Annotated in this window: 11 protein-coding genes; 3 read left to right on the forward strand and 8 right to left on the reverse strand. The window is 67.0% G+C overall.

Annotated features, from left to right (window positions below):
* Nucleotides 1-41 precede the first annotated feature (41 nt).
* A complete protein-coding gene (locus ACCQ10_RS05505; RefSeq protein ID WP_355607730.1) occupies nucleotides 42-461 on the forward strand; it encodes a hypothetical protein in 420 nt (139 codons plus the stop codon).
* Nucleotides 462-571: 110 nt separating this feature from the next.
* On the opposite strand, the gene lpxH is transcribed toward ACCQ10_RS05505, so the two are convergent.
* From lpxH to ACCQ10_RS05545, 8 genes are all read right to left on the reverse strand, one after another.
* Nucleotides 572-1,315 carry a UDP-2,3-diacylglucosamine diphosphatase gene (gene lpxH / locus ACCQ10_RS05510; protein ID WP_372362442.1) on the reverse strand — a complete coding sequence of 248 codons (744 nt, stop codon included), beginning with the start codon at nucleotides 1,313-1,315 and terminating at the stop codon, nucleotides 572-574.
* A gap of 656 nt (nucleotides 1,316-1,971) precedes the next feature.
* The gene (locus ACCQ10_RS05515; RefSeq protein ID WP_372362443.1) at nucleotides 1,972-2,514 is read right to left on the reverse strand and encodes a phosphatase PAP2 family protein; all 543 of its coding nucleotides are present in this window, start codon (nucleotides 2,512-2,514) and stop codon (nucleotides 1,972-1,974) included.
* A complete protein-coding gene (locus tag ACCQ10_RS05520) occupies nucleotides 2,495-3,631 on the reverse strand; it encodes a glycosyltransferase family 4 protein (protein ID WP_372362444.1) in 1,137 nt (378 codons plus the stop codon). The genes ACCQ10_RS05515 and ACCQ10_RS05520 overlap by 20 nt, the downstream gene beginning before the upstream one ends.
* Nucleotides 3,632-3,847: 216 nt before the next feature.
* A complete protein-coding gene (gene ppx, locus ACCQ10_RS05525) occupies nucleotides 3,848-5,368 on the reverse strand; it encodes an exopolyphosphatase (protein ID WP_355508324.1) in 1,521 nt (506 codons plus the stop codon).
* 62 nt (nucleotides 5,369-5,430) lie between these two features.
* Nucleotides 5,431-7,533, reverse strand: coding sequence for a polyphosphate kinase 1 (gene ppk1, locus ACCQ10_RS05530; RefSeq protein ID WP_372363060.1), 2,103 nt, complete (start codon nucleotides 7,531-7,533; stop codon nucleotides 5,431-5,433).
* Between the two features lie 121 nt (nucleotides 7,534-7,654).
* Nucleotides 7,655-8,983, reverse strand: a complete 1,329-nt coding sequence (phoR, locus tag ACCQ10_RS05535) for a phosphate regulon sensor histidine kinase PhoR (protein ID WP_039412235.1) — start codon at nucleotides 8,981-8,983, stop codon at nucleotides 7,655-7,657.
* Nucleotides 8,984-9,056: 73 nt separating this feature from the next.
* Nucleotides 9,057-9,746 (reverse strand): phosphate regulon transcriptional regulator PhoB, encoded by a 690-nt coding sequence (gene phoB / locus ACCQ10_RS05540; RefSeq protein WP_002806631.1) that lies wholly within the window; start codon nucleotides 9,744-9,746, stop codon nucleotides 9,057-9,059.
* Between the two features lie 186 nt (nucleotides 9,747-9,932).
* Nucleotides 9,933-11,579, reverse strand: a complete 1,647-nt coding sequence (locus ACCQ10_RS05545; RefSeq protein ID WP_372362445.1) for a M48 family metalloprotease — start codon at nucleotides 11,577-11,579, stop codon at nucleotides 9,933-9,935.
* A gap of 149 nt (nucleotides 11,580-11,728) precedes the next feature.
* Here ACCQ10_RS05545 and grxC point away from each other — a divergent pair, with 149 nt between their 5' ends.
* Entirely contained in the window at nucleotides 11,729-12,037 is a 309-nt protein-coding gene (grxC, locus tag ACCQ10_RS05550) for a glutaredoxin 3 (RefSeq protein WP_039412239.1), read from the forward strand.
* A complete protein-coding gene (locus ACCQ10_RS05555; RefSeq protein ID WP_372362446.1) occupies nucleotides 12,034-12,429 on the forward strand; it encodes a carboxymuconolactone decarboxylase family protein in 396 nt (131 codons plus the stop codon). The genes grxC and ACCQ10_RS05555 overlap by 4 nt, the downstream gene beginning before the upstream one ends.
* Nucleotides 12,430-12,825: the final 396 nt, after the last annotated feature.

Raw genomic sequence — 12,825 nt, forward strand, 5'->3', positions numbered from 1 at the left:
CGCCGGCCGCTGCCGGCCACGTCCTGTCGAGCGGAGCCCTCATGTCCACCTTCCTGCGTTATGCGCTGCTGTGTCTGGTCGCACTGGCCGCTGCCGGCTGCCGCCAGCAACCGGCCGAGCCCGCCGCCACCGCACCCACGCCCACCGTGGAAGCCCCGGCGCCGGCGACCGCCAACGATGCCCGGGCCCGCGCCCTGCATGTGCTCGAAGCGCGGCTGCAGAGCGACCACGCCTACCCGGACAACTGCATCAGCATCATCGACGAAGACGGCGATGTGCCGTCCACGGACGCCTTCGACTTCGCGGTGCGCGAGCGCCACGGCGACGGCTGCCCCGGTGATCCGCAGACCAGCCCGGTGCGTGACCGCTTCCGCGTCCAGGCCGATGGCACATTGCTCTGGTACGACGTGGTCAATGCCGATTTCGTCGACTACGCCGAGCGTGCACGTAGCACGCAGTGATGTCGTGCGCTCAAGTGGCTCGCGGCTCCATCGCCGAGGCTGGCTGGTTGAACAGCGTATAGCGCGCCGAACGCCCGATGCCTGCGCGCGCTGTCGCCGCGCCGCGTGGACTACAGCGCCAGCTGCTCCAGTGACACGCCATCGGCATCCACGCGCAGCACCGAACCTTGTTCGTACCAGTCGCCCAGCACGATGCGCGTGCAGGTCTGCTCGCCGGCCTGTAGCGTGTGGATCGCGGGACGGTGGGTGTGCCCGTGAATCATTCGATCCAGTCCGTAGCGGACAAAGGTGGCCTCCACCTCGGCCGGCGACACGTCGGTGACCGTCTCAAAGCGCGACTGGTCGCCTTGTTTGAGTTCGGCATGGCGTGCCTGGCTGGCTGCACGTGCCTGCTGCGCGAATGCTACGCGCGCGGCCAATGGCTGGGCCAGGAACTGCGCCTGGAACACCGGGTCGCGCGTCTGCGCGCGGAACGCCTGGTAGGCGGTGTCGTCGGTGCACAGCAGGTCGCCATGCATCAGCAGCGTCGTATGGCCGTACAGATCGATCACGGTGGGGTCGGGCAGGATGCGGAAGCCCGCGCGCTGCGCGTAGGTATCGCCGACCAGGAAGTCGCGATTGCCCGCCATGAAGAACACCGGCACGCCGGCGTCGGCCACCGCATGCAGTGCCACCGCGACCGCATCGGCAGCGGTGGAGGGCGTGTCATCGCCGATCCAGGCCTCGAACAGATCGCCCAGGATGTACAGCGCGTCGCTGCCGGGCACCTGCGTGCGCAGAAAGTCCAGAAACAGCTCGGTGATTGCCGGCCGGGCCGGGTCCAGATGCAGGTCGGAAATGAACAGGGTCGTCATTGCGCCATTGTACGGCGGCAGGACGGGGCGGGAATGGGGAATGGGGAATGGGGAATGGGGAATCGGGAATCGGGAAGCGGAGAAGCGGAGAAGCGGAGAAGCGGAGAAGCGGAGAAGCGGAGAAGCGGAGAAGCGGAGAAGCGGAGAAGCGGAGAAGCGGGAAGCGGGAAGCGGGAAGCGGGAAGCGGAGAAGCGTTTCGGCTGCGCAGCGATTGGTGTGCGAACGATTCTTGCAACTACGCCGGAGGCTGGCGATCGCCTTTTAGACATCTGCCGGTCGCACGCCGTGGGACTGTGCGTGGGTGGGCAGCTTTCTGTCAGCTCACCGCATACCTTCAGCGCAAGATCCCCTCTCCCTGCGGGAGAGGGGTAGGGGTGAGGGTACGGGGCGAAGCCACGCGCTGAAGTCGCAATTGCTGCGTCGTGGCTCTTTTCGACTTGTGCGAAACACCAATCGACGCCGAATGAATGAGGCTTCGCACGGACCCTCATCAGCGCCTGCGGGGCACCTTCTCCCCCATGAAGCAGGGCAATGTCCCGGCAAGAGAAAGCCGCGGCGAAGAAGTCTTGCTGCTTACTCGGCACCGTCCTGGTGACTGTCCGTTTGCCCTGACGCTTACCTGTCAGCAAGCCGCCCTCACGCAAACCGCCAGCGCTTACCCCAACATCGCCGGCAGCCCCCACAACGACAGGTTTGCCAGCAGCACGCCGATCGCCGTGGCCGCCAGCACATCGCTGGGGTAGTGCAGGCCCAGCACCACCCGCGACAGCGCCACGCCGGCCGAAAACGGCACCAGCAGCGGCGCAAGCCACGGGTAGTACGCCAGTGCCACGATGCTGAAGGACACCGCGTGCAAGGTATGGCCGGAGGGGAAACTGAACTCGTCCAGCGGCGCCACCCACGCGCGGATGCGCACATCGGCCGCGTAGGGGCGCGGGCGTCGGGTCCAGCGCTTGAGCGCCTTGTACAGCGTCAATGCCAGCACGCCGGTGGCGGCCATATGCGCCGAGGCGCGAACCCCGTCCATGCCGTCGAGCACCACCAGCAGGCCCATCAGGCTGTACCAGAACACGCCATCGCCCAGCCGGCTGATGGTGGCGAAGGCGCGCCGTACCGGGTGGCGCCGGCACCAGTGATTGGCGCGCCTGCACCAGCGCGCTTCATGGCCGCGCAAGACCTCAAGCCGCGTTGACGACATAACGCCCCCGTGCCGCGGTGATGCCCAGCAACAAGGCTTCGAAATCGGACACCACGTTGTCCGGATGCAGGCGTTTCATTGCCTGCGCTGCGGCCGTACCCAGGCGTTGGCGCAGTGGGTCGTCCCGGGTCAGCGCAACCGCGGCCTGGACGAATGCATCATCGGAGTCCACCGCTGCGCCGTTCTGGCCGCTGCGCAGATATTCGCGTGCGGCACCGTAGTCGAAGGCGACCGTCGCCACGCCGCTGGCCATCGCTTCCAGCGTCACGTTGCCGAAGGTCTCGCTGCGGCTGGGAAACAGAAACAGGTCGCCGCTGGCGAAGTGGCGCGCCAGTGCCTCGCCGCGCTGGATGCCGCAGAAGATGAAGTCGGGGTGCTCCTGCGCGATCTTATCGCGCGCCGGGCCATCGCCCACCCAGACGAAGCGCGCCTTGGGGCGGGTCCGTTGCAGCGTGCGAAATGCCTGGATCGCCAACGGCAGATTCTTTTCGTTGGCGATGCGCCCGACATAGATCGCCGCAAAGCCGTCGCTATCGATGCCCCATTCGGCGCGCAGCGCGGGATCGCGACGGCGCGGATCGAACTGCTGGCTGTCCACGGCGCGCGCCAGCAGCTGCACGCGTGCAAAGCCGTCATTGCGCAGAAACTGCAGCAGCTCGCGAGTGGGCACCAGCGTGGCATCGGCCTGGTTGTGGAACCGCCGCATCCAGCGCAATGCGGTGCCCTGCAGCCAGGCCGCGCCGTAGTCGGGCAGGTATTCGTCAAAGCGGGTGTGGAAGCCCGAAGCGACCGGAATGCCCAGCCGGCGTGCCGCACGCATCGCCGACCAGCCCAACGGGCCTTCCGTGGCCACGTAGATCGCATCCGGTTGCGTCGTGCGCCAATGGCGAATGAGGCGATGAGTGGCCGGCAGCCCGAATTTCAGCCCCGGGTAGCGCGGCAGCGACGCGCCGCGCACCAGTAACGCGTCGGTTGCATCGCTCTCCACGCGCTGGCGCGGGCGCACCACATCCACCTGGTGCCCACGTGCGCGCAGGCCGGTTTCCAACCCATGGACGGTCAGTGCAACACCGTTGACCTCGGGGGGATAGGTTTCGGTAACGATCGCATAGCGCATGCCGTTCTCCCGTTTTCGCTAGCTTCGGGCAAGGCGATGGCATTGGTGTTGCGCCGATAAGACGTGGCGGTGACAAGCGCGACGGGAGTGGGAATTCGGGATTCGGGATTCGCAGGAGCGGGCTGTGCAAATGTCAGAAAGCCCGCAACACATGGTCTGCCGGGATCAACAAATCCCCAATCCCGAATCCCCAAATCCCGCCTGAGGCCGAAGGCCTCAGGTCACAAACGGTTTGAACGCGATCCCCAGGCCGGCCATGCTTTCGACTTCGCCGATCAGGTCGGCACGCAGCAGCGGGCGCGAGTCGATCCAGCTTTGCGACAGGATCAACGACAGCCGCGTGTCGTCGGCGGTGAGTTCCAGGGTCGGAATCGGGTCCGACTCGTGCGCGCGGTGCAGCAACACCGCCAGCCGCAGCAGCGCGGCCTTGCGGCGGGTGGGCAACAGCAGGCGGTCGGGCAGGGCCTCGAACGCGGTCTTGGGCACGTTGCGTCGATGCGTGCGCACCAGCGACGCCAGCACCTGCTGCTCCTGCCGGGAAAACCCGGCGATATCCGAGTGTTCCAGAATGTAGCTGCCGTGCACGTGGTACTGGCTGTGCGCAATGATCAGCCCCAGCTCGTGCAGGCGTGCGGCGCGGCGCAGCACCTGCGCATCGTCGCCGTCCAGTTGCCAGGATTCGCAGACCTGGTCGAACAGCCGGCAGGCAGTGGCTTCCACGCGCTGCGCCTGGACTTCATCGATGCCATAGCGCTGCACCAGCGAGGCCACCGAGCTGTCGCGCGGGTCGTTTTCGCCGCCGCGGCCGAGCATGTCGTACAGGATGCCTTCGCGCATCGCTGCCTTGCTGACCATCAGCTTCTCCAGCCCCAGTGCCTGAAACGCGGCTTCCAGCACCAGGATGCCGCCGGCGATGATCGGGCGGCGCTCGGCGGCAAGGCCGGGCAACTGGATGTCTTCGATGCGTTTGGCCTTGAGCAACTCCTCGCGCAGCGCCGGCAACGCCTGCGCCGTGATCGCGCCCTTGGTCAGCTTCATCGCCGCGCAGATCTCGCCGATGGCCTTGTGCGTGCCGGACGAGCCGATCGCCTCATGCCAGCCCAGCGCCTTGTACTGGCCGGCAAACTGCTGGAACTCGGCGCCGATCTCGGTCAGCGCATCCTTCCATTTCTTCTTCGATAATTTGCCGCCGGGGAAAAACCGCCGCGTACTGGCAATGCAACCGGCCTGCAGGCTTTCGCGCTCCAGCGTCTGGAAGCCGCGGCCGATGATGAACTCGGTCGAGCCGCCGCCGATGTCGATCACCAACCGGCGTTGGTCGGGCTTGGGCGGCTGCGCATGCGCCACACCCAGGTAGATCAGGCGCGCTTCCTCGCGCCCGCTGACCACTTCGATCGCATGGCCCAGCGCGGTCTCCGCCGGCATCAGGAAGGCCTGCGGCGAGCGCAGCTGACGCACCGTGTTGGTCGCCAGCGCACGCACGCGCAGCGAAGGAACTTCGCGGATGCGTTGACCGAAACGTGCCAGGCATTCGAGCGCGCGCTGGCGCGCCTCGTTGGACAGGCCACCCTTGCCATCCAGGCCGTCGGCCATGCGCACGGTCTCGCGCAGGCGGTCGACGACGCGCAGCTGACCCATCAGGTAGCGCGCAATGACCATGTGGAAACTGTTGGAGCCTAGGTCGATGGCGGCGAGAAAATCGCCATCGCGCAGGGGCGGAATCGTGGGGGAGGGCATTGGCATGGCCGCATGGTAGCCGATGGGCCGTTGGCCACGTGAGAGGCCACGGCCGCGGCCTCTCAGATCCGGTCGAGCAGGGTCATCTGCGCCGAATGTGCCGGCTCGCCCGGTGCCGGCGTGCGCTTGTGGTACACGCCCTCGGCATCCAGTTCCCACGCGCTGACGTTGTCGTCCAGGTAGTTCTGCAGCACTTCGCGGTAGACACGCTTGGCCAGGTCCGGGTCCAGGATCGGGAAGCAGGTTTCCACACGGCGCAGCAGGTTGCGTTCCAGCCAGTCGGCACTGGCGCAGTACAACTCGGCCGCACCGTCATTGCCGAACCAGTACACCCGGCTGTGTTCCAGGAAACGCCCCACGATCGAGCGCACGCGGATGTTGTCCGACACGCCAGGGACGCCGGGCCGCAGCGTGCAGGCGCCGCGCACGATCAGGTCGATCTGCACGCCGGCCTGCGAGGCGGCATAGAGCGCACGCACCACCTGCGGCTCGTTGAGCGCGTTCATCTTGGCGATGATGCGGCCGGGGCGGCCATTGCGGGCCAAGCGCGTCTCCCGTTCGATCCGCTTCAGCACGCCGGCATGCAGCGTAAACGGCGATTGCAGCAGCTGATCCAGCTGCATGCGCGGAGCAAGACCGGACAACTGCTGGAACAGCATGTGCACGTCGTTGCCGATCTCCGCATCAGCGGTGATCAGGCTGATGTCGGTGTACACGCGTGCGGTGCCGCTGTGGTAGTTGCCGGTGCCCAGGTGCACGTAGCGTTTGAGCTTGCGTCCCTCACGGCGCACGATCAGCAGCATCTTGGCGTGGGTCTTGAAGCCGACCACGCCGTAGACCACCTGCACGCCGGCTTCCTGCAACTTGTCGGCCAGGCCCAGGTTGGCCTCTTCATCGAAGCGCGCGCGCAGCTCCACCACCACGGTGACGTCCTTGCCGTTGCGCGCGGCCAGAATCAATGCATCGACAATCTGCGAATCCTTGCCGGTGCGGTACAGCGTTTGCTTGATCGCCAGCACATTCGGGTCGACGGCGGCCTGACGGATCACATCCAGCACCGCAGTGAACGCATCGAAGGGGTGATGCAGCAACACATCGCCCTTGCTGACGATCTGGAAGATGCCTTCGCTGTCGCGCAAGGTGCGCGGATTGAACGCGGGATACTTCAGCTCCGGGCGCGGCACCAGGTCGTAGACCTGGGTGACGCGGCTCAGGTTGACCGGCCCGACGATGCGGTACACCGCGTTCTCGTTCAAACCGAAGTTCTGCAGCAGGGTACGCATGATCGGCGCCGGGCAATCGTGCGCGATCTCCAGCCGCACGGCCGGCCGGTAGCCGCGCGTGACCAGCTCGTCACGCAGCGCAAGCGCGAGATTTTCGACTTCTTCCTCGTCCACCACCAGTTCGGAGTTGCGGGTGACGCGGAACTGGTACGAGCCCTTGACCTGCATGCCCGGGAACAGCTCGTCCACGAACTCGGACAGCACCGAGGACAGGAACACAAAGCTCTGCGCGCCTTCCGGCGACAGGCTGGCCGGCAACTGGATGATGCGCGGCAACGAGCGCGGCGCACGCACGATGGCCAGATGGCCGGCGCGCCCGAATGCGTCCTGGCCTTCCAGTACCACCACGATGTTCAAGGTCTTGTTGAGGATCTTCGGAAACGGGTGCGCCGGGTCCAGCCCCAGGGGCGACAGCACCGGCATGATCTCGTTGCGGAAGTAGGCGCGCAGCCAGCGCTTCTGGCGGGAATTCCACGTCGAGCGACCGAGCACGGCCACGCCGGCATCTTCCATCGCCGGGCGCAGCACTTCATTCCATGCGTGGTACTGCTGCTCGACCAGCTTGGCCGCGCGGTCGTGCACCGCGTTGAGGATGGCGGTCGGGCTCAGCCCGTCCGGGGCCGGCGGCAGGCCGAACTCCTGCGCGTGCCGCACGGTGGCCGCGCGGATCTCGAAGAACTCGTCCAGATTGGTGCACGAGATGCACAAAAAGCGCAGCCGTTCCAGCAGCGGAACCTGCTCGTCCAGTGCCTGCGCCAGCACCCGGAAATTGAAGTCCAGTTGCGACAGTTCCCGGTTGATGTACAGCGCCGGCTCACGCAACGGATCGGTGGCGATGTCCTCGGACGGTGTGATGTCGTGCAGTTGTTTGGCGTGGCCCATGGAATCGGTCATCAAGACGGAGATGGTGTGCGTGGTCGCCGCAAGCGCATCGCCCCGCGGCGCGGACACGCTGTGTCGCGCAGCTGCAGCGCGGCCGGTGGCGACAGTCGCTCCCTACATATCACGCCGAGCGTGACAGTGGCAGGGAGTGCTCGCGCTGCACGATGCGTGCAGCGACGAAATGACACGAGAATTCGCTGCCGCGTCCCACTTCGCTTTCGATCTCCAGGCGCGCCTGGTGCAGGCCCAGGATGTGCTTGACGATCGACAGCCCCAGCCCGGTGCCGCCACTCTCGCGCGAGCGGCTGCTGGACACGCGATAGAAGCGCTCGGTGATGCGCGGCAGATGCGAGGCGGGGATGCCGTAACCGGTATCGCGCACCGCCAGCGCCGCGCCGTCGCCTTCGCGCACGAAGCGGATCGTCACCGTGCCGCCGCCGGGTGTGTAGCGCACCGCGTTGGTCACCAGGTTGGAAAACGCGCTGTGCAGTTCCTTGTTGGAGCCGAGCAGATCCACCCCGGCCTCGTCGATCACTTCCACCGTGTGCCGGCCCTGGCTGTGCGCCTCGGCCTCGCGGCGCAGGGTGGAGAGCATCGGCGCCATCGCCACGTGTTCTTCGCCGAGCTCTTCCTGCGATTCCAGTCGCGACAGGGTCAGCAGGTCTTCCACCAGCTGCGCCATGCGCTGCGACTGCTTGCGCATCTCCGCCAGCATCGGGCCCGAGTCCGGGAAGTCTTCCGGGTCGAGCATGTCCAGGTAGCCGTGCACCACCGTCAACGGCGTGCGCAGCTCGTGCGAGACATTGGCTACGAAATCGCGGCGCACCTGCTCCAGGCGCAGCAGCTTGCTGACATCGCGCGCCACCAGCAGCCAGTAGTCGTCCGAGTACGGGATCAGGCGCAGGTTCAAGCGCAGGTCCGGGTCCACGGGCGAGGGCGCATCCAGCATCGGCTCGGCATTGCGGCCGGCCGCCAGCCAATGTGCCAGCGGCAGCGGTTGCAGGCGTTCCACCACCGACACGCCCATGTCGCCGGGATGATGCAGCCCAAGCAGGCCGCCCGCGGCCTTGTTGAACCACTGCACGCGCTGGCTGTTGCGGTCCACCACCACCACCGCATCCGGCAACGCCTGCGCGGCGGCGCGGTAGGTGCGCAGCATGTCGATCAGGCGACGCTTGCGCCCGCGCATTTCGGCCTGGCTGCGATACAGCAGCCGGTCCAGCTCGTTCCAGGCGCCGACGCCGGCAGCAGGCTCGGCACGCTGACGTGCGGTGAGCCGGCGCAGCACCTGACGCAGCCGCCAGTAATGCCAGGCCAGGACGCCCAATGCAGTGAGCGTCAGCGCCATCCAGACATGCCCGATCAGCACGCCGGCCACGACGGCAGCGCCCAGCAACAGCGCAAGGGTGCCGAGCGTCTTGAGCCAGGCGGAACGGATATGTTGGGGCATGGAAGGCGTGATCACGAAGCGTCAGGTGGGCAGCCGCTCCGGCCAGAATGCGGCCGGGCGGCTTGGCGGCACGTCAGGTCGCCGAAGAAAAACGATAGCCCGAGCCACGCACGGTCTGCACCATGTTCTCCAGGCCGAACGGCTCCAGCGTCTTGCGCAGGCGGCGGATGTGCACGTCGATAGTGCGCTCTTCCACATACACGCTGCCGCCCCAGACATGGTCCAGCAGCTGGGTGCGCGTGTATACGCGCTCGGGGTGGGTCATGAAGAAATGCAGCAGACGATATTCGGTCGGGCCGATCGGCACCGGCGCATCGCCGGCGAACACGCGGTGCGCGGCGCCATCGATGCGCAGCCGGCCCACGGCCACGCTGCCGTCCTCGTCGTCCTCGCGGGTACGCCGCATCACCGCACGGATCCGTGCCAGCAACTCGCGTGCCGAAAACGGCTTGACCACGTAATCGTCGACGCCGGCTTCCAGGCCGCCGACGCGGTCGTTCTCTTCGCCGCGCGCGGTGAGCATGATGATCGGAATCTCGCGGGTCAGCTGCTCCTTGCGCCAGCGGCGGGCAAGATCCAGGCCGCTGGTGCCGGGCAGCATCCAGTCCAGCAGGATCAGGTCGGGCACGCGGTCGGCGATGGCGGTCTGCGCCTCGCGGGCGTCGCCGGCGTGGATGGGCTCGAACTCGCCCTTGCGCAGCGCGAACGCCACCATGTCGCGGATCGCGGGTTCGTCATCGACGATCAGAATGCGTTTCTGCACGCGGGGCTTACCGTCTGGCTTTGGTGATCGCCAGTAGACTACGGTTTTGTGACTCTCATGTGACATGCCGGGCGCAGGCTGCAGCCACACTGCGGTTCTGTGAAGCGGGCTGGGCTGGTAGTGCAGCGGCGGTATCGACGGTTGCAGGATGCGGCGGTCGGGCCGGCTCGTCGTACCCCGGCGACATCAGCGCGTGGACAGGTCCGGGTCGCGGATGCCCTGACGGCGCAGCTCCAGCACCGTTGGCGTGATCGCGGCGATGCGGGCATCCACGCGTGCCCGTGTCACATAGTCCAGGTCCTTCTTCTTCAGCGCTTCCAGCTGGATCAGCGCCTGCTCCGGGCGCCCATTCAAGTAAGCAGACTCGGCATAGGCTTCGCTGGCGCGCAGATGATCGCCGGCCAGCTCGCAGGCACGCGCATAGGTCTGCTGCAGCAGCGGGTCCTCGCCACTGCGGTACAGCAACGGTTCCAGCACCTGCCGCGCGCGCTGGCCGGACTCCTTGCTGGCCTGCTCGTTGAGCGCGCCGGCATAGGTCAGTGCCACCGCGCGGTTGCTCGGCAGTTGCTTGAGCAGCGCATCGAAGCGCGCATTGGCCGCTTCGCGCTGCCCCACGCGCGCCTGCGCCTCGCTCAGGCCCAGCGCCAGCCACAGGTTGTCCGGGTGCGTCTCGAGCAGGCTGGTCAGCTCGGCCACCGGCTCGTTGGGCCGGCCGCCGCTGTTGCGCAGCCGCGCCAGCGCCAGCCCGTAGCGCTGCGCATCGCTCAGCCCCTGCTTGGCGCTGCGGCGCAGGTTTTCGTACTCGCGAATGGCGGCGTCCGGGGTGCTTGCACTGAGCACGCGCAGGCGTTCCTTGGCCCAGTCGAAACCCTGCTGGTCGCCGCCGCGGCTGAGTGCATCCACCGGCAGCCGCAGCGTATAGGGAAGCAGTGCGTTGCCGTTGCGACTCAACGGCTCCGACAGGCTCGGGTCCGCCGGGTCCACGCGTTCCTGGCGCGTTCCGCCCGGCACCGAGGTGGTCAGCACCACGGTGTTCTTCTTCATCTGCTCGGCACGCGCCTTGGCTTCGCTGATGCGGGTGGTGGTGACCGGGTGGGTCTGCAGGAAGTCCGGCGCGCTGTAGCCGCCCTCGTTGGCGCGCATCGCCACCGACATGCGCTCGAAGAAGCCGGCCATCGCGTCCACGTCGTATCCGCTGCGCACCAGCGTGCGGATGCCCAGTCGGTCGGCCTCGGATTCGTTCGAGCGGGTGTAGTCGATCTGGCGTTGCTGCATCAGCCCCATCGCACTGGTGATGGTGGCCATGGTGGCATCGCCCTTGGAGTTGCCGCCGGCCTGCTGCGCGGCGACCACCGCGGCCAGCATGCCGAGCAGGATCGGGATCTGGTCACGCTGGGCCCGCTCCACCCCGCGCAGCACATGCTGCTGGGTGACGTGGGCGATTTCGTGCGACAGCACCGCCGCCACCTCGTCCTCGCGCTCGGCGGTCAGCACCAGCCCGGCGTTGACCGCGATATAGCCGCCCAGGGTGGCGAACGCATTGATCTGGCGGTCGCGCAACATGAAAAACGTAAACGGCTGCTGCGGTTGATCGCTGTTGGCGCCCAGCCGGGTGCCCATGGTCTGCACCCAATCGCCGATCAGCGGGTCGTCCAGCACGTAGTCGTAATTGCGCAGCTCGGCCAGCATCATCTTGCCGTACTCGGCCTGACGCGCCGGGGTCAGCAGCTCGCCGGCCGAGGAACCGATATCGGGCAGACGGCTTTCCTGCGCGGGTGCCACACCCACGGCAACGGCCAGCGTAAGGGCGGTGGCAAGCGGAAGCAGGCGCAAGTGGAACTCCCAGGTGATGCGCGGAGCATGCGGGCAGCGCAGCGCAGCGGCGTGAATCGGCAATTAATCCACAGTGTTGCGGTGACGACATGGAAATTCCAGTCGCCCGCTACCATGTGTCAGACCTCAGACCAACCACGGAGTTTCCCGTGAGCCAAGACCATACCGTGCAGGACGCCGCCGGCGGCCCACATATCACCCTGTATTCCACCGCCATCTGCCCGTATTGCGTGGCGGCCAAGAACTTCCTCAAGAGCAAGGGCCAGACCTGGACCGAGGTGCGCATCGACCTGGACCCGGCCGAGCGCAACAAGATGGTCGCCCTGGCCAAGCGCACCAGCGTGCCGCAGATCTTCGTCGGCGACGTCCATGTGGGCGGCTACGACGACATGATGGCCCTGCATCGCGCCGGCAAGCTCGAGCCGCTGCTGGCCGGCAGCACGGGCGGTCAGGCATGAGTGGTTCCGACGACGGCAGCGCCGACCGCCTGCGCGAGTTCACCGAATTTCGCCAACGCATGAATCAGCGCATCCTGGCCGAGCCCAACCAGGTGGTGCGGCGCTTCTTTGCGCTGGACACCCAGACCTACCAGGCCGGTGCGCTGGACGTGAAAACCAAGGAGCTGCTCGGTCTAGTGGCCTCGATGGTGCTGCGCTGTGACGACTGCATCAGCTACCACGTCGCCCAGTGCAAAGAGGCTGGCGTGAGCCGTGAAGAATTTTTCGAAACCTTCTCGGTCGGACTGGTGGTCGGCGGCTCCATCGTGATCCCGCATCTGCGCCGCGCAGTGGATTTCCTCGACCAGCTCGAAGGCGGCGCGCAGGCGCCGACGCAGCACGCGCACGAGTGAGGGGCCGAGCCCGGGCGGCTGCATGCCGCTCGGGATTGGCGATCGAGAATCGGGAATTCGTCAAAGGCAAGTCGCCGCGCCGTTGTCAGGGCGGCGCGTTGCGTTTGGGTGCTCGGCCGCCCCACGCCGACAGCGTGCGTGGCGAGGGTGCCCGCGGCGGCGTACGCCGGCCGCACGCATTGGTGGGCTCCGCTGCGCTGTCGAAGTAAGCGCCGCGCAGGACGGTCGGGTGCTCGGGGCGGGCAGGGGTTTGGGGGCAGGTTGACGCGTTGATGCCGGGGTCTCGGTAGGCGGCAGTCTTCGCACGGCCGCCGGCACCTGTGGTTTGCGTCGTCGCGCATGCGTCCGCCAGGCAGCGGGCGCATGGCCTGGCAAGGGTCTGCGGCGTCCGCATCC

This window comes from Xanthomonas sp. NCPPB 1325, from assembly GCF_041477645.2.
Lineage (GTDB): Bacteria > Pseudomonadota > Gammaproteobacteria > Xanthomonadales > Xanthomonadaceae > Xanthomonas > Xanthomonas cannabis.

What these genes read in the sequence shown, in the direction of transcription:
- ACCQ10_RS05505 (WP_355607730.1), top strand. Translation starts at nt 42, where the DNA reads ATGTCCACCTTCCTGCGTTATGCGCTGCTGTGTCTGGTCGCACTGGCC.
- lpxH (WP_372362442.1), bottom strand. Translation starts at nt 1,315, where the DNA reads ATGACGACCCTGTTCATTTCCGACCTGCATCTGGACCCGGCCCGGCCG.
- ACCQ10_RS05515 (WP_372362443.1), bottom strand. Translation starts at nt 2,514, where the DNA reads ATGTCGTCAACGCGGCTTGAGGTCTTGCGCGGCCATGAAGCGCGCTGG.
- ACCQ10_RS05520 (WP_372362444.1), bottom strand. Translation starts at nt 3,631, where the DNA reads ATGCGCTATGCGATCGTTACCGAAACCTATCCCCCCGAGGTCAACGGT.
- ppx (WP_355508324.1), bottom strand. Translation starts at nt 5,368, where the DNA reads ATGCCCTCCCCCACGATTCCGCCCCTGCGCGATGGCGATTTTCTCGCC.
- ppk1 (WP_372363060.1), bottom strand. Translation starts at nt 7,533, where the DNA reads ATGGGCCACGCCAAACAACTGCACGACATCACACCGTCCGAGGACATC.
- phoR (WP_039412235.1), bottom strand. Translation starts at nt 8,983, where the DNA reads ATGCCCCAACATATCCGTTCCGCCTGGCTCAAGACGCTCGGCACCCTT.
- ACCQ10_RS05555 (WP_372362446.1), top strand. Translation starts at nt 12,034, where the DNA reads ATGAGTGGTTCCGACGACGGCAGCGCCGACCGCCTGCGCGAGTTCACC.